Consider the following 23086-nt stretch of genomic DNA (forward strand, 5'->3'; position numbering starts at 1 on the left):
CCCCCGGCGCGTCCCGCAATCCTCCCGAAACATTGGATCGGGGTTCCCTAAGCGGTTCGAAAGGCTCTACAGGGACGCAAAGCCCCATAAGGATGTGTCAGAATATGCGTGTTCGTTTCGCCGCCAGCCGTCCCAGCGGAGATCAGGCCCTTGCAATCGTTGTAGCCCCCGGCACTCTGGGCGGCGCCGCGCTCGCCACCTTGCCGCAGCCGGTCCAGGCGATTGCGCGTCGTGCGGCTTCGGCGAACCGTTTCGATGGCGAGACGGGCGGTGTGGTCGAATTCTTCGCCGAGGCCGACAGCGCGCTGCGTCGCATCCTGCTGGTCGGCGTCGGATCGAGTGGCAACTATGAGCGTGCGGGCGCGGCTCTGGTCGCCAAGCTGCTCACGTCGGGCGAAACCAGCCTGACGATCGAACTCGGGCAGGGCGCGACCGGCGATGCGGCGGCCTCGCTCGCCTCGGGCGCGACGCTGCGCGCGTGGCGGCACGACACCTATCGCACCAAGCTCGATGCCAAGCAGCGCCCGTCGCTCGAAGAGATCGTGATCGTCGGTGCGGGCGCGGGCGTCGAGGATGCCTGGGCGACCAAGCAGGCGATTGCGGAAGGCGTTATGTTCACGCGCACCCTCGTCGCCGAGCCGGCGAACGTCCTTTACCCCGAAAGCTTCGTCGAACGCTGCCAGCACTTGACCGAACTCGGCGTGCAGATCGACGTGCTCGGCGTGGACGAGATGCGCGCGCTGGGCATGGGATCGCTGCTGGGCGTCGCGCAGGGTTCGGTGCGCGAACCGCGCCTGCTGGTGATGAAATGGGACGGCACCGACGGCGCCAAGGATCCGATCGCGCTGGTCGGCAAGGGCGTGACCTTCGACACCGGCGGCATCTCGCTCAAGCCGCCCGCCGGCATGGAAGACATGAAGTGGGATATGGGCGGTGCGGGCGCCGTCGCGGGCGCGATGAAGGCGATTGCGGGCCGCAAGGCCAAGGCGCACGTCATCGGCGTGTGCGGCCTTGTCGAAAACATGCCCGACGGCAATGCGCAGCGTCCGGGTGACGTCGTCACCTCGATGTCGGGCCAGACGATCGAAGTGATCAACACCGACGCCGAAGGCCGCCTGGTCCTGTGCGACGCGCTGACCTGGGTGCAGAAGACCTACAATCCCAAGACGATCGTCGATCTCGCTACGCTGACCGGCGCGATGATCATCTCGCTCGGCCACGAATATGGCGGCATGTTCGCCAATGACGACAGCCTCGCCGCACAGCTCGATGCCGCCGGCAAGGCGGTGGGCGATCAGCTGTGGCGGATGCCGATGGGCGATCCGTTCGACAAGCTGATCGATTCTCCGATCGCCGACATGAAGAATGTCGGCCCGCGCGAGGGCGGTTCGATCACGGCGGCGCAGTTCCTGAAGCGCTTCATCGACGAAGGCGTGCGTTGGGCGCATCTCGACATCGCCGGCATGGTCTGGGCATCGAAGCCCGGCGCGACGTGGGACAAGGGGGCGACCGGCTTCGGCGTGCGCCTGCTCGACCGCTTCGTCGCCGACAATTTCGAGGGCTAAGGGTAAAAGGGGCGGGCCGGGTGCAGGTCGATTTCTATCATCTGACCCGGCTCCCCCTCGACCGTGTCCTGCCGCGCATCGCGGAACGGGTGCTGGAAACCGGCGGCCGCCTGCTGGTGGTCGCGGGCGACGATGCGCTGGCCGAGAAGATCGACGAGGCGCTGTGGACCAACGCGCCCGACAGCTTCCTGCCGCATGCCCGCGCAGGCGGGGATGACGCGCTGCAGCCGATCCTGATCGGGGCGGATGTGGCCGCCGGCAACGGCGCCCGCAACATCGCGCTGGCCGACGGGATCTGGCGCGAAGAGGCGCTCGATTTCGATCGCGCCTTCTATTTCTTCGACGCCGAAAGCATCGCCGGCGCGCGCACCGCATGGCGCGCGCTGAACGGCCGCGAGGGCGTCGAACCGCGCTACTGGAAGCAGGACGAGCAGGGCCGCTGGAAGATCGGTCCCTGATTTTTGCCTCATGTTATATTGTATCCTTCGCGCTGCCATGCCATATGGGCGGCGAGAGGAAGTGCCTGCGTGATTCGTCCCCGTATCTCCCGCGATCTGTTCGATCGGCTGGCCATCGGTCTTTCGGCGCTGTGCCTCGTCCATTGCGCGGCAAGCGTGCTGCTGGTCGCCGTGCTCGCGACGGCGGGCGGCGCGCTGCTCCATCCGGCGATCCACGAAGTGGGTCTGGGCCTTGCGATCTTCCTCGCGGTGATCGGCCTTGGCCGTGGTTTCGCGCAGCATCGTCGGCCGGTTCCGATGGTGCTCGGCGCGATCGGTATTGCGCTGATGGCGATGGCTTTGTTCGTGCGTCACGGGCCGGGCGAGGTCGCCTATACGATGGCGGGCGTGACCTTCGTTGCGATCGCGCATTTCCTGAACCGGCGAGAGACGGTCGCGTCGCAGTTGCCTCTCGCCTGACGAATCCCTAGATTCGCCCTATGGCGACCGCACATCAGCACCACCTTCATCACGGCTCATCGCTGGCTGACGCCGCGCGCCGTGCCTTCGAACGCGCCGGCGAGCAGTGGACCCCGATGCGCGCCGAGATCTTCGACGCGCTGAGCGCCGCGACGAAACCCGCATCGGCCTATGATCTGGCCGAAGCTGTGTCGAAGTCGACCGGGCGCCGCGTCGCCGCCAACAGCGTCTATCGCATCCTCGACGTGTTCGTGGCCGCCAATCTGGCGCGGCGGATCGAGAGCGCGAACGCCTATGTCGCCAACGCGCATCCCGAATGCGAGCATGACTGCATCTTCCTGGTCTGCGACGTGTGCGGCCGGGTCGCGCATGTCGATGACGACAAGCTGGCCCAGTCGGTGCGCGGATCGGCCGAGCAGGCGGGCTTCTCCCGCCTCCGCCCGGTGATCGAGGTGCGCGGCTGCTGCGCCGACTGCGCCGAGGGTGACGCCGCCTAGCGTCTAACGTCCGGCGAGCGTCGCCGGGAAGGACACCGCGAAGGTCACGCCGCCGGCCGTCGGCGAGTCGAAGGTCAGTTCGCCTTCCAGCTGTTCGGTCATCGCCACGACGATCGACATGCCCACGCCGCCATGCGATTCGTCCCACGGATCGAAGCCGTCGGGCAGGCCGGGGCCGTCATCCGACACGGTCAGCTTGTGCCGCCCGTCGCCCGTCGTCGCGAGGCGGATGACGATGCGGCGCCCGCCATGCTTGAGCGCGTTCATCGCGAGTTCGTGGACGATCAGGCCCAGCGACTGGACCTGCAGCGGATGGAGGATGATCTCGGTCCCCGCCACCTCGATCCGCCCGCCCAGCATTTCGGACAGCTTGATGCACAGCCGGCGCAGATAGGTGAGGCCCGCCGCGCGTTCGGGCGCGGGATCGTCGGCGGCCCCCCAACCGGTGGTCAGGAAGGCGCGGTGGAGATCGGCGATCGCGCTGATCCGGCTGGCGGCGTCGCGCAACTGGTGCCGGGCCAGCAGATCGACCACCTCGTCCTGCTGCATCATCAGCATCAGCGACAGCGTGTTGAGGTTGTTGACGAGGCGATGATCGACCTCGCGCTGGATGATCGCGACCCGTTCGGCCGAGCGGCGGGCGGCGAGGCGCAGTTCCATCTGCTCCATCACCAGCCCCGCCAGATCCTCCAGCTGCGCAATCTCCTCCGTCGTGATCTCGCGTGGGGCCTGATCGATCACGCACAACGTGCCCAGATTGTAGCCGTCATGGGTGCGCAGCGGCACGCCCGCATAGAAGCGCAGGCCGAAAGCGCCGGCGACCAACGGGTTGGCCAAAGTGCGCGGATCGACATGCGCCTCGGTGACGATCCAGGCCGCTTCGCCCAGGATCGCCGACGCGCAAAGCCCCGGTTCGCGGCCGATTTCGGCGACGTCGAGCCCGTGATGCGACTTGAACCAGATGCGATCATGATCGACCAGGCTGACGATCGCGATGGGGACGTTGAAGATGCGTGCCGCGATCTGCGTGATCCGATCGAACGCCCCGTCGCGCGGCGTATCGAGGATCGCATAACGCTGCAGCGCGGCGATGCGCCGCACTTCATCATGGGGAATGACAGCAGGATCAGGCAAGACAGGAATCCATGTAGTCTCCGTATCTTAACGTGAATCATTGCTATGGAAATATGGAACACACCATATCGTATTTTACAATTGCGCGAAGTGGATTTTGTTGGTCGAAAGTCGAGTTATCGGCCGGTCGAACCGAAGCCGCCGGCGCCGCGCGCGGTTTCGTCCAGTTCCTCCACCTCGACGAAGGCGGCCTTCTGCACCGCCGCGGGCACCAGCTGCGCGATCCGCTCGCCGCGGCGGATCGGGAAGGGTTCGGCGCCCAGATTGGCCAGGATCACGCGCACTTCGCCGCGATAGTCCGCATCGATCGTGCCCGGCGTGTTGAGGCAGGTGATGCCGTGCTTGAGCGCGAGGCCCGAACGCGGGCGCACCTGCACCTCATAGCCTTCCGGAATCGCGATCGCGAAGCCGGTGGCGACGGCGTGGCGCGCGCCGGGCGCCAGATCGAGATCCTCGGCCGCGACCACATCCATCCCCGCCGCATGCGCTGTCGCATAAGCGGGCAGGGGCAGCCCCTCGCCATTGGGCAGGCGCTTCAGGCGGATGGCGATTTCTGCGGACATGGAATTCTCCCCTGAGGCGATTGATGCGGCGGTTGACGCCGGGGTTGGTAGGGTCAGGATAGACGATGGACAAGCCGTGACGGCCCCGAAGACGGCCGCGCGACCAGATGGAGAGGAAGCGCATGACCGATCTCACCACGATCGCGGCCGAAACCGACGCCTTCTATCGCGATCCCAACGCCGTCTGCCCCTTTTCGAACGGGCAGCGCAATCCGATGGCGACCAGCATCTACGGCACCGAATTCCTCTCCTATCAGGCGGTGCGTGATGGCTTTCGCGACAAGCGGATGATCGCGCGCAATGTCGACTATTTCCGCCGCGTGGGGGCGAGCGAGCTGGTTCTCGAGTTCATCCGCGAAGGGAACCTCAACTTCATGGCGCCCGACAAGCATGATCGCATCCGCGCGATCGTGCTGAAGGCGTTCACGCCCGCGCGGGTCAACGGCTTCCGCCCGCAGATGCGCCGCATCGCCAATGAGCTGATCGATCGCTTCATCGATGCGGAGCGATGCGATCTGGTCGCCGATTTCGCGCATGTCTATCCGATAGCGGTGCTGGCCGAATTCCTGGGCATCTCGCCCGAGGACGTGCCCGATTTCGCCGATGCGACGGTGCAGCTGCGCATGCTGGGGCAACGGCCGATCCAGCCGGGCCTGCCCGCGCTGGAAGGGGCGCTGACCTACCTCTATTCCTATATCGAAGGCGTCGTCGCGCGGCGGCGGGAGGACCGGCAGGACGATTTCGTCGGATCGCTGATCGCGCTGCAGGAAGCGGGCGAAAAGCTGTCCGAGACCGAGCTGATCTGGGCGATCGTGTTCCTGATGCTGGGCGGGCACGATACGACCCGCTTCACGCTGGCGGGCTGCTTCCACAGCCTGATCGAGGCGGGGCTGTGGGAGCGCGTCGGCCGTGATCCCGCGCTGGCGCCCGAAGCGGTGGCCGAAGGGATGCGCCATTCCCCCGGCACGCCGCGCCAGATGCGCGTGGTCGACGAACCGTTCGAACGCGACGGGCATCGCTTCGAAAAGGACGACATCGTCTCGCTCAACCTGTGCGCCGCCGGGCGCGACGCGACGATGTTCGAAGACCCGCACGCCTTCCGCCTCGATCGGCCGAAACCGCTCTACGATCTGGGCTTCGGCTTTGGCCGCCATGTCTGCATCGGCCAACTGCTCGCCCGCGCCGAAATGGCCGAAGCGGTCGAGATCGTCACCGCGCGCCTGACCGACGTCGCGATCGACGGCGACGTACGCCTGAAACCGAGCGGCGTGATCGCCGGCTACGACGCGATCCCGATCCGCTTCGCGCGGCGATAGAGCGGGCGGCGGCGGACGAGTCGCAGCGTCACGCTGGAACCGCGAAAGTTGTCAAAGTTGTCACTACGTCACCGCGGAAATCGCTCCGCCAGCGAGAAAATTGTTGCTCTTGCGAGGCAGTCGCAAGATTCTGCGGTCCGGCCAACAGTGAGAAAGAGCGACGCGCGAGCGCGATTGAGCAGGTTCGTACTCTATATGTTCCAGCCTGTCAAGCTTCCGTATTTAGTCGGCCGATGTGGCTGTTCGCGATCCTGAGGGCTGCAATTAATCGCCTCTTGCCCGCAAGTGGCTGAAACATCATCGGGTCGCGGACAGACGGCAAAGTTGCGTTTGCGCAGACTAAGTTTGCAGCGACCGGGGCGGAAAGGGCTTCCGCCAATTGACCGGCGATCGCTTAGAACATATTCTTTAACTGTCTCTGTTGGGCTGCGGGCAGGTGCCCGCCAGCTGTCATGGCAGTGACGCAGACGAAAGGAATGAGCTATGACCAAAGGTCATCGCAATGAAGACGTGACTCTCCTGCGGTATGACGTCATCCGCAACCTCACATCGCCGGCCGAGAAGAGTAACGAGGTCCAGACCTGGTTCGCGAACCTGAGCGCTCGTGAAGTGCTACCTATCGGTACGAAGGATAACCTCCGAACCTATATCGCTGAGCACGCCTCCTCAAAACGGAATGCGGTGCACAAGCAGATCGAAACTACCATGATTGAGCTGCCGGACCGATTTATCAACCGCAACTCCGGCGTGACGATCACTTGCACCGATTGTGTTGTGGACGATCAGCGCAAGGTCGTGAAGCTGACGAATGCCAGCATCATCAATGGAGCTCAGACGCAGGGCGAACTCCGGCGGTACTTCGCTTCGCTCGAGGATGGCGACCCCACCGATTTTCAGGTGCGGGCTGAAATCATCATGGACCCGTCGCATGAATCGATCGTCGAGATTGCTATCGCTCGGAACACAGCCACGTCGGTGCGCAGCGTGTCACAGGCGAGCGCGCGCGGTTACCTAACCGATCTCCGCGTGTCGATCGAAGCAGCATTGCCTGGTGAGACGCTGCAAATGAGCGAGACCGATACTGTAGGCCTCAATACTCAGGCCGTGCTCCAGTATGCACGCCTGTTGATGCCTGAGAGTCTGTTAGGTGACAAAGCCCCTCCGAAGAACTTTGCCTATAAGCAAGGGGGCAAGTGCCTAACGGATTTCAGCACCTGGGCGCGAGACAGTAAAGCCGATGAGGCGGCGAAGCGCCTGCACGACTTCATCGTCGATATCGCCCCTGTCGCGGTGCGCGAGTATCGGAGGTGGGAAACGCACGAGGGATGGAACGGTCACCGGCTCCACGAGCGGGGCCGCTTCGGCGACAAGCCCGTAGGCGGCAGGCCCGTTCGCCGCGACAAGAATGGCAAGGTCGTTTGGGTCGCCCCCGGGATCTTGTTTCCGCTCATGTCCGCTCTGTCTGCGTTCGTGGTCGAAAGGCCAACCGGCTGGTGCTTGGCAAAGCCGGACCTGTTCAAGGATGACGAGCTAATCAGGCGAGCAGTCCAGCAATTCCGCGCGCTAGATCGCGAGGTCACCGTGATGGGACGAAGCGAGGCTGCATATGATGCGCTCAGTATTTACACCGAGACGATCGCGAGCGTCCTCGCCGCAGCATAGTATTCAGCTCTATCCACTTCCGCGGCCTGCCGGTGTACGGCAGGTCGCGTTTTCAGCTGCGTGCTGCGGGCGCCACGTGAATATTGAACAAAAGCGAGCAATCAATGTGTCGTGACCGGCGCGGAGGAAATATTCCCTCAGCTAAACATTCCATTACAGGCAGCTTTGCTCGCCTCGCATCTGCAAAGCTGTCAGTCCGTAAGCGGACCTAAAAGCGTCGTTTGCGGAAACGATAATAGCCCCATCGCACATCCCCAATTTTTTTGGGTAGCTCCGCCACCGCGCCCGACCTAGGCCTGACCCCATGAACATCCATGTCCAGGACGGCCTTCCGGCGCTGACCGAGAAGGAGACGGAGACGCTTCGCCTGATCGTGCGGGGGCACGACGCCAAAGCGACGGCGCGCAGCCTGGGGCTGTCGGTTCAGACGATCAACGAGCGACTGCGCGATGCGCGGCGCAAGATGGCGGTGTCGAGCCGTCGGGAGGCGGCGCATCTCAAAGCGAAGATTTTCGACTTTGGTCTAATCCTTGGCCGTATCGAAGGACTTCAAGTCGCTTCGCCGACTAGCATCCAATCATGATTCATGAATAAAAATGGTCGTCTCGTTAACCAAGATGACGTGTCGAGATAGCGGCAATTTTGCAGCGTAAGGCGAGGATATTGTCATCGTTAACCGACGTTGAATCGTGAGCGTGTTGCCGGGGGGGAGGCATCATGATCAAAAGGCCATTCTGCAATAAATTTGACACGGATCAGAATATTCGGCGCGGCTTTGCCGTTTGCCGGAACAGTAAGCGGGCTCCGCATCTCCTCATTGCGATCATTGTCCTGCTGATCAGCTTTGCACTCTCTGTCATCACTGTGGAGATTATGAGAGGCTTTCTCTCTCAATCCATCGGTCTCGGCTTGAGCGCTTTGTTTGCCATTGCCGGTCTGATCACGACAAGCTTGATCCTCACCAGATGGCTTGCGGAATTCAAGCGTGTCGAAGGCCGATTGGCCACACAGATCGAGCGGCTGATGCTGCTCGACAACATCACCCGCACGGTGAACCAACAAAGCGAGATGGCGGCTGTCTTCCGGTTCGCAGTGCAGGCAGTGGAAGAGAAACTGCCCGCCGATTTCGTGTGCGTATGCCGCCACGACGAAGTGGCAAAGACACTCAACGTGACTTTTGCGGGAGTGCAAAAACCTCAGCTCGCCGAGCAGCTGGGGCTGGGAAAAGACGATCTCATATCGACGGAGCAGCAGCATCTGCAGTGCTGCGTCTCGTCGAATGAACTCGTCTATGAAGCCGATCTGTCGGATATCGAGCCGCTGTTCATGCGAGCGTTGCAAGAACACGGCATGCGTTCGCTCATATTATCACCCCTATCGATCGAAGGGCAGGTTCTGGGCGTCCTGGTCGTCGCGCGCGAGCAGCCCCACGGCTTTCCACCCACGGACCGCGATTTCCTGCGCCAATTGGGTGGACATGTGGCGGTGGCTGCCCATCAGGCCAAGCTGCGCATGAATCTGCGAAAAGCCTATGATGATCTGCAAAGCACGCAACGGGCGGTCGTCGAGCGCGAGCGGCTGAGCGCGATAGGGCAGATGGCAAGCGGCATCGCGCACGACATCAACAACGCGATCTCGCCCGTGGGCATCTACACGCAATGCTGGATCGATCGAGGCGACGAACTCTCCGCCGAAATGCGTGATTATCTGGCGATCGTCGGCCGGGTGGTCGAAGATGTCGGCGCGACGATCGCACGGCTTCGCGATGTCTATCGTCCGGGGGCGGGGAAAAGCGCGTCGGAGCCGATCGATCTCAACCTGATCATTTCGCAGACCGTCGAACTGACCCGAGCACGGTGGAGCGACATGCCGCATCGGCGGGGCATTACGATCAACGTCGTTACCGCGCTTGAAGCGGACATGCCGCGGGTGATCGCCAATAGCGCAGAGATGCGCGACGCCGTGACCAACCTCATCTTCAATGCCGTCGATGCCATGCCCGATGGCGGAACGATCAGCATCACCACCGAACGGCTGGTGGTCGGCGAGGGCGGCAAGGCCCTGGTTCGGTTCGAAGTGGGCGACGATGGGCCGGGTATGGACGCATCGACCCGTTCCCGTTGCCTCGAACCCTTTTTCACGACCAAGGGAGAGCGCGGCACGGGCCTGGGCCTGGCAATGGTTCATGCCGCGGTCCAGCGGCATGGCGCGAGCCTCGATATCGACAGCGCGCCCGGCGCCGGGACGCGGGTGCGCATCCTGTTCCCGGCCGAAGATGACGTATCTTTGGCCGAGACCGTGGACGCTTCGATCGAAGCTCCGCGGGATCTGCGGCTGTTGGTGGTCGATGACGATCGAGCGGTCCTTAGATCGACGGCTTATGTGCTGGAATTGAGCGGGCACATGGTCTGCGTCGCCGAAGGGGGGCAGGCGGCGCTCGACACGCTGCACATCTCAGGGGAGTTGGGCGATCGTTTCGATGCGGTCATCACCGATCTGGGCATGCCGTCTGTCGACGGGGCGCATGTGGCTGCAGCCGTCAAGGCGAACGCGCCGGAGACCAAGGTCGTTCTGCTGACCGGTTGGGGGGACAGCGTTGCGGGTGATGCGGACGCCCTCCCCAATGTCGACTTCGTGCTTACCAAACCTGTGCAGATCCCGGCCCTCAGGGCCGCACTCGCGCAGATTTGAATGCGAGGCCCTGAACGCATCCCCCAATTTTTTGGGGTAGCTCCACCACTGCGCCCGACCTACGCCTGACCCCATGAACATCCACGTCCAGGACGGCCTTCGCGCGCTGACCGAGAAGGAGAAGGAGACGCTTCGCCTGATCGTGCGGGGGCATGACGCGAAGTCGACGGCGCGCAGCCTGGGGCTTTCGGTTCATACTATCAACGAGCGGCTGCGCGATGCGCGGCGCAAGATGGCCGTGTCGAGCAGTCGGGAGGCGGCGCGGCTGCTGATGGCGGCTGAAGGCGACAATGGGGGCGATGCGGCGGGCGATCGGGCGGGTGGTGCTGTGGTCGGGTCTGGGGCCGGGGCGACCCCCGATTTGTTGGGGGACAGGTTCATCGGGGAGGACGCGGGGCAGGCTGCGGTGGATCAGGGAGCGGCGTCGATTGGCGGCGCACGGCGGGCTTTCCGCCGGAACAGGATCATCATCGGAGTTTGTCTCATGACCGCTGCCCTCAGCCTGCTGGTGCTGGCGACGTTGCCCAATGCCACTTCCGTCACGTCGACCGTGACGACGATCTCCGCACAGGCATCCACTCAGGCGCCGAATGCCGAAGTGGTGGAGACGGCGCGGCAGTGGCTCACCCTGCTCGATCAGGGGCGGTGGGACGAAAGCTATCGCAAGACCGGATCGCAGTTTCGCAAGCAGAACACGCTGCAGATGTGGACCGATGCGTCCGAACAGGCGCGGGTGCCGCTGGGCGCGGTGATATCGCGCACCTTCGTGAGCCAGCAGGATCTGCCCGCGCCGCCCAATGGCTATCAGGTCGTCAAGTTCCGCACCCGCTTCGCCAACCGGGACGAGACGGTGGAGACCGTGTCGCTGGAGCGCGAAAATGGCGGGTGGCAGATCGTGGCGGTGATTATCGGGGAGTGAGGGGGTGGCGTGTACTGACCCGTCATCCCGGACTTGTTCCGGGATCCACCGGGAGACGGACGTGCCGGACGATGTGGTTCGCTGCGCTTGTGGCGTGGTGGACCCCGGCACAAGGCCGGGGTGACGGCCGGGGCGGTTGCATCCTATGGGCGGTGGACCCATATGCGGCTGCAGAGCGCCGAAGTGCGCCAATCCTCGGGAGAGGAGCCTGTCCGTCTCCCTGAGGAAAGCCCATGTCCACCGCCGCCCCGCCGATCAACCTCGACACGCGCGTCGAAAGCCCGCCGCATGGCGTGGGCTTTGCCGAATTCGCGCTGGCGCTGGGCGGGTTCGCGCTGGGCACGGGCGAGTTTGCGTCGATGGGGCTGCTGCCCAATGTCGCGCGCGACATCAACGTATCGGTGCCGGTCGCCGGCCATATGATCAGCGCCTATGCACTGGGCGTGGTGATCGGCGCGCCGTTGCTGGCCGCCGCCTTCGCGCGGACAGGGCGGCGGGCGATGCTGGTCGGGCTGATGGGCTTCTTCGCGATCGCGAACCTGCTGTGCGCGGTGGCATCGAGTTACGGATTGGTCGTGACGGCGCGATTTTTGGCGGGTCTGCCGCATGGCGCTTATTTCGGGATCGCCTCGCTGGTCGCGGCGTCGCTGGTGCCGCCGAACAAGCGGGCGCAGGCGGTGGCGCGGATGATGCTGGGGCTGAGCAGCGCCAATGTCGTCGGCGTGCCCTTTGCAACGTGGGTGGGGCAGCTGGCCGGGTGGCGTGCGGCGTTCGTGGTGGTGGCCGCGATCGGACTGGCGACCGCGATCCTGTGCCGCATCGCGCTGCGCCCCATGCCCGCGCCCGAAGGCGCGAGCCCGCTGACCGAGCTGAGCGCGCTGGGGCGTGGGCAGGTGTGGCTGACGCTGGGCATCGCCGCGATCGGCTTTGGCGGGGTGTTCGCGGTGTACAGCTATATCACGCCGATGCTGGTGTTCGTGACCGGGATGACCGAGGCCGCGGTGCCGCCGATCCTGTCGGTGATTGGCGTCGGCATGGTCGCGGGCAGCCTGTTCGGCGGCTGGCTGGCCGACAAGGGGGTGATGCGCGCGGTGGCGATCACGCTGACGCTCAACGTCGTGGTGCTGGGGCTGGTGGCGATCAGCGCGCACAGCGTTTCGGCGGTGACGGTGAACATGTTCTTCATGGGCTTTGCCGCGCTGTCGATCGGGCCGGCGCTGCAGACCCGGCTGATGGACGTGGCGCAGGATGCGCAGGCGCTGGCCGCGGCGCTGAACCACAGCGCGTTCAACTTCGCCAATGCGCTGGGCGCGTGGCTGGGCGGCGTGGCGATCGCAGCGGGGATGGGGTGGACATCGACCGGCCCGATCGGCGCGCTGCTGGCGCTGGGCGGGCTGGCGATCTGGTTCGTCGCGTGGCGAAGCGGCGGCCCGAAGACCGCCGCCCGCTAAATCTTACTCCGCCGCCTGTGCGTATTCGGGGCGGGGATCCTCGCTGAGCGCGGTCGTGTGCGCCCAGACGCCCGAGGGCTGGACGTTCTTGATACCGAACTCCTCGCGGATGTCGGTGACCTGCCAGTCGAGATAGTCGCGGAAGGGGACGATGAAGAGCGGGTGCTTCCACGAACGGCCCATCGCGGCGCCGACATCCTCATAATCCTGCATCTGCGCCGCGCTCTCCGGATAGAAGAGGCCCGACTTCATGATCGTCTTGGCGCGCAGATAGCTCTGCGTGCGGAACATGTAGTTGGCGAGTTCGGGCGTGAAATATTTGTAGATCGCGCGGCTGTTCGCGGTGAGCAGGGCGAGCTCGCCGCCATGATCGGTCTCGAAGCCCGTGATCATATGCTCGATATCGTGGGTGTGGACCCGTTCCTTGCGGTAGAATTCCAGATCGGTCTCGATCTTCATGCCCTTGTAGAAATGGTCGATATCGTAGCCGCTGTTCGCCAGGAAATCGTAGATCACCGCGCGCAGCGTGCCGGGTGCGGCGCCCTTGCATTCCTCGGCCGTGAAGTTCGACTGCTTGCGCTCGTCGAGCCATTTGCGGAACTCGGGCAGGCGCTTCTTCTCTTCCTCGAACAGCTGCTCAATCCGGGGATAATCCTCCATCTGGTTCATGATCTGAACCACGTTGGGGATGAAGGCGGTGTTGGGCAGATCCGGCCCGTTCCGGCGCAGCATTTCCTGCGCGATCAGTTCGCGCAGCTGGCCGTTGTTGAGATAGGGCGACGAGCTGATCAGGATCGAGCTGGTCGTGGTCGGCGCCGCGGCGGTGCCGTTATAATAAGCGAAGTCGGCCGCTGAGGCCTGCAATTTGTCGTTCATGCCGAGCTCCTCTCCCAAGGCAGTCTGCCGAGTCGACGGCGCATTTCCGCGCCGATCGGGATCGACGGGAATTACTTTTACCATCTACGAGAATTGTCGAACGGGTTTCAGAAAAGTCAAACCCTATTCGATGACTTGCGGCTCGGCGGAGGTGTCAGACGAGTTCGTCGGCGATCCGGGCGGCGAGGCGGCGGGCGACGTCGGCCTTGGGAAGGCGTTCCCAGCTTTCGACGCCGTCGCGGGTGACGATGTGGATCGTGTTCGCGTCGCCCCCCATCACGTCACCCGAAACGTCGTTGGCGACGATCCAGTCGGCGCCCTTGCGCTCGCGCTTGGCGACGGCGTGGTCGACGACCTTCTCGGTTTCCGCCGCAAAGCCGATCAGCAGGCGGGGGCGCTGATCGCTGGCGCCGAGGCCGGCGAGGATATCGGGGTTTTCGACCAGCGACAAAGCGGGCGGGGCGCCGGCGCCGTCTTTCTTGATCTTCTGATCGGCATTGGTGTCGACGCGCCAGTCGGCGACGGCCGCGACCATCACCGCGACATCGGCGGGGAGCGCCGCATCGACCGCCGCCGCCATCTGCCGCGCGGTCTCGACGTCGACGCGGTTCACCCCGGCGGGGGCGGGTAGGCCGGTGGGGCCGGAGACGAGCGTAACGCGCGCGCCCAGCTTCGCCAGCGCCTCGGCGATCGCATAGCCCTGCTTCCCCGACGATCGGTTGGCGATGTAGCGGACCGGATCGATCGGCTCGTGCGTGGGGCCGGCGGTGACGAGGATATGCTTGCCCGTCAGCACGCCGGCTTCGGATGTCGCGAGCGTGCCGCCCAGCCGCTGCTGGATCGCGTCCCAGATCACTGGAGGTTCGGGCAGGCGGCCCGGCCCATATTCGCCGCACGCCATCGGCCCCTCATCGGGATCGAGCACGGTGACGCCATCGGCCTTCAGCGTCGCGACGTTGCGCTGGGTGGCGGGGTGCAGCCACATCCGCACGTTCATCGCGGGGACGGCCAGCACCGGCTTGTCGGTCGCGAGCAGCAAAGTGGTCGCCATGTCGTCGGCGATCCCGGCCGCCATCTTCGCCATCAGATCGGCAGTGGCGGGGCAGACGACGACCAGATCGGCCTCGCGGCTCAGCTGGATATGCCCCATCTCGGTCTCGTTCTTGAGATCCCAGAGGCTGGTGTGGACTTCGTTTTCGCTCAAGGCCGCGAGCGTCATCGGGGTCACGAAATGCTGCGCGCCTTCGGTCAGCACGCACCGCACCGACCCGCCACCCTTGCGGATCAGCCGCACCAGCTCGCACGCCTTATAGGCCGCGATCCCGCCGCCGACGATCAGGAGGATGCGAGGAGAGGTCATTTGAGGAGGCGATCCAATTCGGCTTGGCAAACGACTTTTAGCGGTTCGAGATGTCGCTGCACCGCTTGCCAGACGGCTCTGGCCAGAATCTTGGTATAGGTGTGGGAGATGATGTTGCGCATCCCGTAGAGGTTTTTCCAGTCAATCTCGGGGTGGCGGGCTTTTATCTCCGGCGAGAGCTTGCTGCTTTCCTCGCCGATATGGCCAACGCGGAAGGCCGCCAAGTCGACTTCGTCTTCGTCATCCTCAAAATCGCTGAGGCTGAGCGGCTGTGTGCGACGTTCAAGGTGTGCGATGAGTTCGAGCATCGTTTCCAGATGATCGACATCCCTGTCCGAAGCCATTCAGAATACCTGCACGAGTTCAGGGATTACTCGCGCCTTCACTCGAGGGCGCAACGTTCGCCGTTCAACAAGATCGACCGGCGCCGCCAAATAGTCAGCCAACTGGCTCCGAATGCGTGCGAATTCGATCAAGCTCATATCGCTGGCATCGTCGAGGTCGAACAACAGATCCACATCGGATGTCGCCTTTGCTTCGTTCCGTCCGGTCGACCCGAACAGATACAGCGCATCGACCCCCGCCGAGCGCAATTCGCGCTCGTGTGGGCGAAGGCGGGCAAGAGCTTCGTCGCGGGTCATATCCTCAAGATAATATGAGCGTGGCTCCAGCGCCAGCCAGCCCCGCGAGCAACGCAACCGCCAAGTAGCGCCAGCCCGCACCGATCCGCACGATCTGCACCTCGCGCAGCGGCGGGGGCGGGGGCGCCGCGCCGGGGGCGGGGAAGCGTTCCTCGATGCGGCGGACGAGGTCGGGGAGTTTGGCGAGGGTGCGGACGTCGTCGACGATGCGGTCGGCCAGCCACGCTTCGGGACCGAGTTCGCCGCGCATCCAGTCCTTCACGAACGGGCCGGCCGTTTCCCACATGTTGAGATCGGGATCGAGCGCGGTCGCCACGCCTTCCACCATCACCATCGTCTTTTGGAGGAGCAGCAGGTGCGGCTGGGTCTGCATGTCGAAATCGCGGGTGATCGCGAACAGGCCGTCGAGCATCTGCCCGACCGAAATGTCCTTGACCGCAAGGCCACGGATCGGTTCGCCCACGGCGCGCAGCGCGGTCGTGAACTCGGCGACATTGTGGTGCGGGGGGACATAGCCCGCCTCGAAATGGATTTCGGCGACGCGGCGGTAATTACCGGTGATCAGGCCGTGGATGATCTCGGCCAGCCACATCCGCGCGCGGCGATCGATCCGGCCCATGATGCCGAAGTCGATGACCCCGATCTTGCCATCGGGCAGCGCGAACAGATTGCCCTGGTGGAGATCGGCGTGGAAGAAACCGTCGCTGATCGCCTGGCGCAGGAAAGCGAGGACGAGCCGGTTGGCGAGCGCGCGGCGATCGTGACCGGCCAGCGTGAGCGCGGCGGTATCGGACAGCTTGACGCCGTCCATCCACTCCATCGTCATCACCTTACGCGAGCTGCGCGCCCAATCGATCTTGGGCACGACGAAGCCGGGCACGGCCTCCATATTCTCGGCGAGTTCGGATGCGGAGGCGGCTTCACGGCGCAGATCGAGTTCGCGCGCGGTCCACTGGCGGAAGGTCGCGATGACGAGGCGGGGGCGCAGGCGCGAAATCTCGCCGCCCATCTGCTCGGCATGGGCGGCGGCCCATTCATAGGTTTCGATCGCCTTGGCGAACTCTTCCTCGACGCCGGGGCGCAGCACCTTGACCGCGACCTTGCGGCCATCGGTGGTGACGGCGCGGTGGACCTGCGCGATCGATGCGGCACCCACCGGCTCCTGCTCGAAACTGGCGAACAGGGCCTCGATCGGCTGGCCAAGGCTCGCCTCGATCGCGGCGCGGATCGGCGCGAAGGGGACGGGGGGCAAAGCGTCCTGCAGGCGGAACAGCTCGGCGGCGGCCTCCTCACCGACCAGATCGGGGCGGGTAGCGAGCGCCTGTCCGAACTTGATCGCGGCGGGGCCGAGCGCCTCGAACGCGGCGGCATAGTTCGGGCGGGCGGGCACGCGCGAGGCGAAGCGGGCGAGCTTCATCAGCCGGCGCGCGGGCGCTGGCGTCAGCGGATCGCGCTCAAGCCCCCGCAGCGCGCCGTGGCGGGCGAGGGTGCGGCCCCATTTCAGGAGCCGCCAGACATGGACGACGGCTGAGGTCAAATCTTCCAGCCGCTATGAATGGCGACGAGGCCGCCGAGCATCGGCTCGACCTTGGTCTGGACGAAGCCGGCGGCGGCGATTTCGGCGCGGAACTCGTCCATCGGCGGGAAACGGCGGATCGATTCGATCAGATAGCGATAGCTTTCCTCATCACCCGCCAGCGCCTTGCCGACCTTGGGGACGAGCTTGTGCGAATAAGCGTCGTACACTTCCTTGAAGCCCGGCCAGAGCGTGGTCGAGAATTCGAGGCAGAAGAAGCGCCCGCCGCGCTTGAGCACGCGATGCGCCTCCGCCAGCGCCTTTGCGCGATAGGTGACGTTCCGGATGCCGAAGGCGATCGTATAGGCGTCGAAGCTTTTGTCGTCGAAGCTGAGCGTCTCGGCATTCTGTTCGGACCAGATCAGCCCTTCTATGCCCTTCTTCTGCGCGCGCTCCATGCCGACTTCGAGCATTGCGGCGTTGATGTCGCTCACCGTCACCTGCGCGCCGGACTTGGCAAGGCGGAAGGCGATGTCGCCGGTGCCGCCCGCCATATCGAGGATCGTCTCGCCCTCACGCGGCTTCACGCGGCGCACGAAGCGGTCCTTCCACAGCCGGTGCATGCCCGCCGACATCGCGTCGTTCATGATGTCGTAGCGGCGCGCCACGCTGCGGAACACCTCGCCGACCTTCTCGGTCTTCTCGGCGGGGGCGATGTCGGTATAGCCGAAGGAAACGGTCTCGCTCATGGGCGCGCTCTAGCCAAGGCTTGGCCGCGCGGCAAACCCAACCTACACAAACCGTCATCCCGGCGGAGGCCGGGATCTCAGGAGGTTCCTGCCTCCCGCTTCGGACAAGAGACGCCTGAGATCCCGGCCTCCGCCGGGATGACGAGATAGAGAAAAGCGATCATGCCCGAGCTTCCCGAAGTCGAAACCACCGTGCGCGGGCTCGATCCCGTGCTTGCCGGCCACCGCCTGACGAGCGTGGAGACGCGCCGCGCCGATCTGCGCCGGCCGTTCCCCGCCGATCTGCGGCAGCGGCTGACGGGGGCAACCGTCACGAAGCTGGGGCGACGCGCCAAATATGGGCTGATCGAGACCGATCGCGACGATGTGATGATCTTTCACCTCGGCATGTCGGGGCGCTGGCGGATCGATCCCGAAGAGATCGGCAAGCATGATCACCTGATTCTCGAAACCGATGCGGGGCACCGGCTGGCCCTGTGCGATCCCAGGCGCTTCGGGTCGGTCGATCTGGTGCGGCAGGAGGATATGGCGGGATTCGCGCCGTTCGTGGCGCTGGGGCCGGAGCCGCTTGGCCCCGATTTCAACGGCAAGATGCTCGCTCAGGCGCTCGACGGGCGGTTTGCGCCGATCAAGGCGTTGCTGCTCGATCAGCGGATCGTGGCGGGGCTGGGCAATATCTATGTGTGCGAGGCGCTGCACATGACGGGAATCGATCCCGCCACGCCCGGCGGCCGGATCGCGCGCAAAAGGCTGGATTCGCTGGTGGAGGCGATTCGCGTCGTGCTGGCCGCGGCGATCCAGGCCGGGGGATCGACCCTGCGCGATTATGCGCGGCCCGACGGGCAGCTCGGCTATTTTGCCAAGGAATGGCGAGTCTATGGGCGCGAGGGCGAGGCGTGCGAATGCGGGACGACGATCCTGCGGCGCGCGGATGGCGGAAGATCGACCTTCTACTGTCCAAAATGCCAGCGCTGATGGTTGACCGCATGGGGGCATCTGTGTATTGGGCCGGCCTTCCCGGCGCAGGTCGCATGATCTGCCGCCGTATCCGACATTCGATAGACAGGGTTTGAACGAGCATGGCGAACACGCCGCAGGCAAAGAAGCGCATCCGTCGCAACGACCGTCGCGCCGAAATCAACGGTGCGCGCGTCAGCCGCATCCGTACCTTCGTGAAGAAGGTCGAAGCGGCGATCTCGTCGGGCGACAAGAGCGCGGCGACCGCGGCTCTCGCTGCTGCGCAGCCTGAGCTGTATCGCGGCGTTTCGAAGGGTGTGCTCCACAAGAACACCGTGTCGCGCAAGTTTTCGCGTCTGACGAAGGCGATCGCCGCTCTCGGCTGATCTTTTTCCTGTCACGAAAAATTCCAAAAGCCCGCTGACGCAATCGTCGGCGGGCTTTTTTCTTGGAATGGTCACGAAACTGTAAGCTATGGAATTAGCTTGATTCGTTGACAGGGTGGTCTGTAGGCCACTGAAAACAGGCCATAAAAATAATTGTTACGGTCAAAACCCCGGCTTTGTTGAGTCAATGGGGTTTATTTCACTTTGACGAAAATTGATGGCCTTGATCGCGCTTTCGCGATCTCCCTACTGTGTGTCCTCCGGTGCGAGTGATTCTCTCCTCCGGGCAATATTGAGAGCGGTTTTTCAGGGTCCGTCGGGCATGTCCCCCGGGCCGTGGGAAGCTTTTTGCCCCGCGCAATGGGGCCCAACTGGGGCGATAAAGAAGGAGCGGGGGCTTGGCGGATGGGTTGGATCGGCCTGCCGATTGGGATCGGCGGGGCATGGGCGTGAGCGCCGAGGGTGTGGCTATCGCCGACCCGATGGCGAGCGCCTGGGCCTCGGTTCGCGCCCATCTGCGGCGCGCGGTCGGCGCACGCACCTTCGACGGCTGGCTCAAGCAGCTTGCGCTCGGCGAATGCGATCCGGTGGCGGGCAGCGTCCGTCTGGTGGCGCCGAGCGACTTCATGGCCAATTGGGTCAACACCCACTTCATCGATCATCTGCGCCAGGCATGGCGCGCGACCCTGCCGCAGATCGCCGACGTCGCGATCGTGGCGGGTGCCGCGGCGACGATCGTGGAGGAAGCGCCCTTCGCCGCCGATCCGATCGTGGAAGCGCCTGTCGAGGCGGCCCCGGCCGTCGTCGAGGCCGTTGCGGGCCGCAGTTCGCAGTTCGAACCGCGCTACAGCTTCGACAGCTTCGTGGTCGGCAAGGCCAACGAGGTCGCCTATAATGCCGCCAAGACGCTGGCGGAGGGCGGCCCGCTTGCCTTCAACCCGCTGTTCCTCCACGGCGGCACGGGCCTGGGCAAGACGCATCTGATGCACGCGATCGGGCAGGAATATCTCGCCCGCCACGCCAATGCGCGCGTGCTCTACATGTCGGCCGAAAAGTTCATGTTCGAGTTCGTCTCGGCCATGCGCGCGAAGGATACGTTCAGCTTCAAGCAGCGTCTGCGATCGGCCGACGTGCTGATGATTGACGATGTTCAGTTCATCGCCGGCAAGGAATCGACCCAGGAAGAATTCTTCCACACGATGAACGAGCTGATCTCGGCAGGCCGCCGCCTGGTGATCAGCGCGGATCGTTCGCCGCAGAACCTGGAAGGGATCGAAAGCCGCATCCTTTCGCGCCTGAGCTGGGGTCTGGTCGCCGACGTCAATCCGGCCGATTTCGAGCTGCGCCTGAACATCCTGACCCGCAAGCTGGAGGCGATGCCGAACGCGAACGTCCCGCATGACGTGGTGATGTTCCTGGCCAAGCGGATCAGCGCGAACGTCCGTGAACTCGAAGGCGCGCTCAACCGCGTGGTCGCCTACGCCAATCTGTCGGGCAAGGCGGTCGACGTCGATTTCACGCAGGAAGTGCTGGCCGACATCCTGCGCGCCAACCAGCGCCGCGTCACCATCGACGAGATTCAGCGCCGCGTGTGCGATCATTATCGCATCCGTCAGGCCGAAATGTCGTCGGCCCGCCGTGCGCGTGAAGTGGCGCGTCCGCGTCAGGTCGCCATGTACCTCGCCAAGCAGCTGACCCCGCGGTCGCTGCCCGAGATCGGCCGTCGCTTCGGCGGGCGCGATCACACCACCGTGATCCACGCCGTCCGCCAGATCGAAAAGCTGCGTCAGACCGACGCGGAACTCGACGCCGACGTCCGCCTGCTGATCCGCCAGCTCGAAGGCTGAGCGGATCTCGCAATAGCGACAGAATAGTTTCATTGACCCCCCAAGGCGGCTGGGGTAATCGCGCCAGCCGAAACCGTGGGGCGCGTCAGCACCCCGCGGGGCTACGGGCGTAAACTTGCGGGCGTGGCGGAACTGGTAGACGCAGCAGGTTTAGGTCCTGCCATCGCAAGATGTGGGGGTTCGAGTCCCTTCGCCCGCACCAGATTCGCCGCCCAGGGGCAGGCCCTGCCGCCAGATTTCTCGAGATAGAGGTTCAACGACCCCATGCAGACTGTCGAAACGCTCAACGAGGGCCTGAAGCGCGCCTACAAGGTCACGATCCCCGCCAATGACGTTGCCAAGCGCGTCGAGGCCGAGATCAAGTCGATCGCGCCGCAGATCAAGATGCCCGGTTTCCGCCCCGGCAAGGTTCCGACGAACCTGGTCAAGAAGATGCACGGCCCGGCGATCGAGCAGGACGTGCTGCAGAAGGCGGTTCAGGACGGCATCCAGACCCTCCTCGTCGAGCAGAAGCTGCGCCCCGCCATCCAGCCGTCGGTCGAGCTGGAAGAAGGCTATGAGAGCGGCAAGGACGTCGCGCTGAAGGTCGAACTCGAAGTGCTGCCCGACGTGCCGGCGCCGTCGATCGACGCGCTGACGCTGGAGCGTCTGACCGTCGATGCGGCCGATGCCGAAATCGACTCCGCGCTCGCCCGCATCGCCGGCCAGCAGAAGCAGTACGCGGATTCGCTCGATGGCCATCCGGCCGTCGAGGGCGATCTGGTCGTGATGGACTTCGCCGGCAAGGTCGACGGCGTCGCCTTCGACGGCGGCACCGGTGAGGGCATGTCGGTCGAGCTGGGCTCGGGCCGCCTGATCCCCGGCTTCGAAGAGCAGCTGGAAGGCGTCAAGAAGGGCGAGGAGCGCACGCTCAACGTCACCTTCCCGGCCGACTATCCGGAGAAGAAGCTCGCCGGCCAGGCCGCGACCTTCGACGTCAAGGTCACCGACATCCGCATCCCCAAGGAAGCGGTTGCCGATGAGGACTTCGCCAAGTCGCTGGGCCTCGACGGCCTCGAGACGCTGCGCAACCTCGTCAAGGGCCAGGTCGAGCAGGAACTGAACGGCCTCACCCGCACCCACATGAAGCGCAAGCTGCTCGATCAGCTCGCCGAATCGCACAGCTTCGATGTGCCGCCGTCGATGGTCGAGGCCGAGTTCGGCCAGATCTGGGCGCAGCTCGAGCATGAAGCCGGCCACGAAGCCGATCCGGAAGCCGCGCGCGCCGAAATGGAGAAGGATCGCGACGATTATCGCGCGATCGCCGAGCGCCGCGTCCGCCTGGGCCTGCTGCTGTCGGAAATCGGCCAGCAGAACAATGTCCAGATCAGCGAGCAGGAAATGCAGCGCCTGATCATGCAGGCCGCGCAGCAGTACGGCCCGAAGGATCGCGATCGCTTCATCCAGTACATCCAGCAGGATCCGATGGCCGCCGCGCAGCTTCGCGCGCCGCTCTATGAGGACAAGGTCGTCGACTTCCTGTTCGAAAAGGCGACCGTCACCGACCGCGCCGTTTCGCGCGAGGAACTGGAAGCCGCGATCGAGGCGGACGATGACAGCATCGGCAAGGGCCATGTGCATGGTCCGGATTGCGGCCACGACCATGATCACGATCATGGCCATGTCCACGGCCCCGATTGCGATCACGATCACGACGTGAAGCCGGCCGCAAAGAAGGCCGCGCCGAAGAAGGCCGCCGCCAAGAAGGCCGAAGCCCCGGCCGAGAAGGTCGAGGCGGAAGCCGAGGCTGCTCCGGCGCCGAAGAAGAAGGCCCCGGCCAAGAAGGCTGCGGCTGCTCCGGCCGAGGAAAAGGCCGAGGCTGCGCCTGCCAAGAAGGCTCCGGCCAAGAAGGCCCCCGCGAAGAAGGCTGCCGCCAAGGACGCCTGATCGCCGGTCGATCGATTTTGAGAAAGGCCGCGGGGGCAACTCCGCGGCCTTTTTCTTTGTCTCAGGAACCGGCTCCGTCCCCGCGCGTCTGACCCCCGGAACGGGTTCGAAAC

General features: G+C 64.6%; 21 protein-coding genes, 1 tRNA gene and 1 pseudogene. 15 read left to right on the top strand and 8 right to left on the bottom strand.

Going from position 1 to position 23086, the window contains the following annotated elements; genetic code table 11:
* Positions 1 to 104: 104 nt before the first annotated feature.
* From EOD43_RS08670 to EOD43_RS08685, 4 genes are all read left to right on the top strand, one after another.
* Positions 105 to 1565 (top strand): leucyl aminopeptidase, encoded by a 1461-nt coding sequence (locus EOD43_RS08670; protein ID WP_127743009.1) that lies wholly within the window; start codon positions 105 to 107, stop codon positions 1563 to 1565.
* Between the two features lie 20 nt (positions 1566 to 1585).
* Complete coding sequence (locus tag EOD43_RS08675) at positions 1586 to 2023, top strand: DNA polymerase III subunit chi (RefSeq protein WP_127743011.1); 438 nt, start codon at positions 1586 to 1588, stop codon at positions 2021 to 2023.
* 69 nt (positions 2024 to 2092) lie between these two features.
* Positions 2093 to 2482, top strand: coding sequence for a MerC domain-containing protein (locus tag EOD43_RS08680; protein ID WP_127743013.1), 390 nt, complete (start codon positions 2093 to 2095; stop codon positions 2480 to 2482).
* Between the two features lie 20 nt (positions 2483 to 2502).
* Complete coding sequence (locus EOD43_RS08685; RefSeq protein ID WP_127743015.1) at positions 2503 to 2979, top strand: Fur family transcriptional regulator; 477 nt, start codon at positions 2503 to 2505, stop codon at positions 2977 to 2979.
* Between the two features lie 3 nt (positions 2980 to 2982).
* Here EOD43_RS08685 and EOD43_RS08690 read toward each other — a convergent pair whose 3' ends face one another.
* On the bottom strand, positions 2983 to 4113 hold the full coding sequence (locus EOD43_RS08690) for a sensor histidine kinase (protein ID WP_127743017.1): 1131 nt from the start codon (positions 4111 to 4113) through the stop codon (positions 2983 to 2985).
* A gap of 116 nt (positions 4114 to 4229) precedes the next feature.
* On the bottom strand, positions 4230 to 4676 hold the full coding sequence (gene dut, locus EOD43_RS08695) for a dUTP diphosphatase (RefSeq protein ID WP_127743020.1): 447 nt from the start codon (positions 4674 to 4676) through the stop codon (positions 4230 to 4232).
* A 122-nt stretch (positions 4677 to 4798) separates the two neighbouring features.
* On the opposite strand from dut, the gene EOD43_RS08700 reads away from it, so the two are divergent.
* The 6 genes and pseudogenes from EOD43_RS08700 (at position 4799) to EOD43_RS08725 (ending at position 12715) form a co-directional block, all read left to right on the top strand.
* Positions 4799 to 5992 carry a cytochrome P450 gene (locus tag EOD43_RS08700; protein WP_164857167.1) on the top strand — a complete coding sequence of 398 codons (1194 nt, stop codon included), beginning with the start codon at positions 4799 to 4801 and terminating at the stop codon, positions 5990 to 5992.
* A 483-nt stretch (positions 5993 to 6475) separates the two neighbouring features.
* Positions 6476 to 7654 carry an AIPR family protein gene (locus EOD43_RS08705; protein WP_127743025.1) on the top strand — a complete coding sequence of 393 codons (1179 nt, stop codon included), beginning with the start codon at positions 6476 to 6478 and terminating at the stop codon, positions 7652 to 7654.
* 304 nt (positions 7655 to 7958) lie between these two features.
* Positions 7959 to 8153: pseudogene (locus EOD43_RS08710) on the top strand (helix-turn-helix domain-containing protein); the annotation flags it as partial.
* Positions 8154 to 8371: 218 nt separating this feature from the next.
* Positions 8372 to 10345 carry a GAF domain-containing hybrid sensor histidine kinase/response regulator gene (locus EOD43_RS08715; RefSeq protein ID WP_127743027.1) on the top strand — a complete coding sequence of 658 codons (1974 nt, stop codon included), beginning with the start codon at positions 8372 to 8374 and terminating at the stop codon, positions 10343 to 10345.
* 73 nt (positions 10346 to 10418) lie between these two features.
* The gene (locus tag EOD43_RS08720) at positions 10419 to 11264 is read left to right on the top strand and encodes a helix-turn-helix domain-containing protein (RefSeq protein WP_127743029.1); all 846 of its coding nucleotides are present in this window, start codon (positions 10419 to 10421) and stop codon (positions 11262 to 11264) included.
* A 233-nt stretch (positions 11265 to 11497) separates the two neighbouring features.
* On the top strand, positions 11498 to 12715 hold the full coding sequence (locus EOD43_RS08725; protein WP_127743031.1) for an MFS transporter: 1218 nt from the start codon (positions 11498 to 11500) through the stop codon (positions 12713 to 12715).
* Between the two features lie 3 nt (positions 12716 to 12718).
* Here EOD43_RS08725 and EOD43_RS08730 read toward each other — a convergent pair whose 3' ends face one another.
* From EOD43_RS08730 to EOD43_RS08755, 6 genes are all read right to left on the bottom strand, one after another.
* Positions 12719 to 13591, bottom strand: a complete 873-nt coding sequence (locus EOD43_RS08730; RefSeq protein WP_127743033.1) for a hypothetical protein — start codon at positions 13589 to 13591, stop codon at positions 12719 to 12721.
* 154 nt (positions 13592 to 13745) lie between these two features.
* Complete coding sequence (gene coaBC, locus EOD43_RS08735) at positions 13746 to 14951, bottom strand: bifunctional phosphopantothenoylcysteine decarboxylase/phosphopantothenate--cysteine ligase CoaBC (protein ID WP_127743035.1); 1206 nt, start codon at positions 14949 to 14951, stop codon at positions 13746 to 13748.
* The gene (locus EOD43_RS08740) at positions 14948 to 15295 is read right to left on the bottom strand and encodes a HepT-like ribonuclease domain-containing protein (protein WP_127743037.1); all 348 of its coding nucleotides are present in this window, start codon (positions 15293 to 15295) and stop codon (positions 14948 to 14950) included. Before EOD43_RS08740 ends, coaBC begins: the two co-directional genes overlap by 4 nt.
* Complete coding sequence (locus EOD43_RS08745) at positions 15296 to 15592, bottom strand: nucleotidyltransferase family protein (RefSeq protein WP_127743039.1); 297 nt, start codon at positions 15590 to 15592, stop codon at positions 15296 to 15298. It lies immediately after the preceding gene.
* A 4-nt stretch (positions 15593 to 15596) separates the two neighbouring features.
* Entirely contained in the window at positions 15597 to 17129 is a 1533-nt protein-coding gene (gene ubiB / locus EOD43_RS08750) for a 2-polyprenylphenol 6-hydroxylase (RefSeq protein WP_127743041.1), read from the bottom strand.
* On the bottom strand, positions 17126 to 17857 hold the full coding sequence (locus EOD43_RS08755) for a class I SAM-dependent methyltransferase (RefSeq protein WP_127743043.1): 732 nt from the start codon (positions 17855 to 17857) through the stop codon (positions 17126 to 17128). The genes ubiB and EOD43_RS08755 overlap by 4 nt, the downstream gene beginning before the upstream one ends.
* A gap of 162 nt (positions 17858 to 18019) precedes the next feature.
* Here EOD43_RS08755 and mutM point away from each other — a divergent pair, with 162 nt between their 5' ends.
* The 5 genes from mutM (at position 18020) to tig (ending at position 22973) form a co-directional block, all read left to right on the top strand.
* Positions 18020 to 18832, top strand: a complete 813-nt coding sequence (gene mutM, locus EOD43_RS08760; RefSeq protein WP_127743045.1) for a bifunctional DNA-formamidopyrimidine glycosylase/DNA-(apurinic or apyrimidinic site) lyase — start codon at positions 18020 to 18022, stop codon at positions 18830 to 18832.
* A 104-nt stretch (positions 18833 to 18936) separates the two neighbouring features.
* A complete protein-coding gene (gene rpsT, locus EOD43_RS08765) occupies positions 18937 to 19200 on the top strand; it encodes a 30S ribosomal protein S20 (RefSeq protein ID WP_127743047.1) in 264 nt (87 codons plus the stop codon).
* 482 nt (positions 19201 to 19682) lie between these two features.
* Positions 19683 to 21047 carry a chromosomal replication initiator protein DnaA gene (gene dnaA, locus EOD43_RS08770; RefSeq protein WP_420822450.1) on the top strand — a complete coding sequence of 455 codons (1365 nt, stop codon included), beginning with the start codon at positions 19683 to 19685 and terminating at the stop codon, positions 21045 to 21047.
* A 117-nt stretch (positions 21048 to 21164) separates the two neighbouring features.
* Positions 21165 to 21249, top strand: a tRNA-Leu gene (locus EOD43_RS08775).
* A gap of 62 nt (positions 21250 to 21311) precedes the next feature.
* Positions 21312 to 22973, top strand: a complete 1662-nt coding sequence (tig, locus tag EOD43_RS08780) for a trigger factor (RefSeq protein WP_127743049.1) — start codon at positions 21312 to 21314, stop codon at positions 22971 to 22973.
* Positions 22974 to 23086: the final 113 nt, after the last annotated feature.

The organism is Sphingomonas crocodyli, from assembly GCF_004005865.1.
GTDB classification, from domain to species: Bacteria; Pseudomonadota; Alphaproteobacteria; order Sphingomonadales; family Sphingomonadaceae; genus Rhizorhabdus; species Rhizorhabdus crocodyli.

Coding starts and splice junctions, on each gene's coding strand:
- EOD43_RS08670 (WP_127743009.1), top strand. CDS start 105: ATGCGTGTTCGTTTCGCCGCCAGCCGTCCCAGCGGAGATCAGGCCCTT.
- EOD43_RS08685 (WP_127743015.1), top strand. CDS start 2,503: ATGGCGACCGCACATCAGCACCACCTTCATCACGGCTCATCGCTGGCT.
- dut (WP_127743020.1), bottom strand. CDS start 4,676: ATGTCCGCAGAAATCGCCATCCGCCTGAAGCGCCTGCCCAATGGCGAG.
- EOD43_RS08700 (WP_164857167.1), top strand. CDS start 4,799: ATGACCGATCTCACCACGATCGCGGCCGAAACCGACGCCTTCTATCGC.
- EOD43_RS08705 (WP_127743025.1), top strand. CDS start 6,476: ATGACCAAAGGTCATCGCAATGAAGACGTGACTCTCCTGCGGTATGAC.
- EOD43_RS08715 (WP_127743027.1), top strand. CDS start 8,372: ATGATCAAAAGGCCATTCTGCAATAAATTTGACACGGATCAGAATATT.
- EOD43_RS08720 (WP_127743029.1), top strand. CDS start 10,419: ATGAACATCCACGTCCAGGACGGCCTTCGCGCGCTGACCGAGAAGGAG.
- EOD43_RS08725 (WP_127743031.1), top strand. CDS start 11,498: ATGTCCACCGCCGCCCCGCCGATCAACCTCGACACGCGCGTCGAAAGC.
- EOD43_RS08730 (WP_127743033.1), bottom strand. CDS start 13,591: ATGAACGACAAATTGCAGGCCTCAGCGGCCGACTTCGCTTATTATAAC.
- coaBC (WP_127743035.1), bottom strand. CDS start 14,951: ATGACCTCTCCTCGCATCCTCCTGATCGTCGGCGGCGGGATCGCGGCC.
- EOD43_RS08740 (WP_127743037.1), bottom strand. CDS start 15,295: ATGGCTTCGGACAGGGATGTCGATCATCTGGAAACGATGCTCGAACTC.
- EOD43_RS08745 (WP_127743039.1), bottom strand. CDS start 15,592: ATGACCCGCGACGAAGCTCTTGCCCGCCTTCGCCCACACGAGCGCGAA.
- EOD43_RS08755 (WP_127743043.1), bottom strand. CDS start 17,857: ATGAGCGAGACCGTTTCCTTCGGCTATACCGACATCGCCCCCGCCGAG.
- mutM (WP_127743045.1), top strand. CDS start 18,020: ATGCCCGAGCTTCCCGAAGTCGAAACCACCGTGCGCGGGCTCGATCCC.
- rpsT (WP_127743047.1), top strand. CDS start 18,937: ATGGCGAACACGCCGCAGGCAAAGAAGCGCATCCGTCGCAACGACCGT.
- dnaA (WP_420822450.1), top strand. CDS start 19,683: ATGGCGAGCGCCTGGGCCTCGGTTCGCGCCCATCTGCGGCGCGCGGTC.
- tig (WP_127743049.1), top strand. CDS start 21,312: ATGCAGACTGTCGAAACGCTCAACGAGGGCCTGAAGCGCGCCTACAAG.